Annotated in this window: 1 protein-coding gene; it reads right to left on the bottom strand. The window is 41.3% G+C overall.

Annotated features, from left to right (window positions below; translation table 11 throughout):
* The coding region (tnpA, locus tag H5158_RS23830; RefSeq protein WP_409076825.1) for an IS66 family insertion sequence element accessory protein TnpA at positions 1-158 on the bottom strand (158 nt) is incomplete at its 3' end.
* Positions 159-230 lie beyond the last annotated feature (72 nt).

Here is a 230-nt window from a genome sequence, read left to right as displayed (position 1 = left end):
TTTGCGCGAACAAAACTACCAGATGCAGCAGTAAGCTTACTTCGTGCCGCATAAAAGCTTGTTTTTGATAAGGCATGTTGCTGGCAAAACTCAGTAATAGTTAAATCGCTGGCTTGTTGTTCTTCGATAATGTTGCGCCACTGCTCAAGGCTACGCATTTTTCTCATGGCTATCTCCTAATTGAAATTAAGAAATAGTTTAATCGGTTTGACGAGTTACTGGCAGGTGCA

Origin of the sequence: Pseudoalteromonas sp. SR45-6 (genome assembly GCF_014163545.1) — a bacterium.
Taxonomy (GTDB): domain Bacteria; phylum Pseudomonadota; class Gammaproteobacteria; order Enterobacterales; family Alteromonadaceae; genus Pseudoalteromonas; species Pseudoalteromonas rhizosphaerae.
Note: the sequence above shows the minus strand (reverse complement) of the source record. Positions and strands in the feature narration are given on the sequence as shown.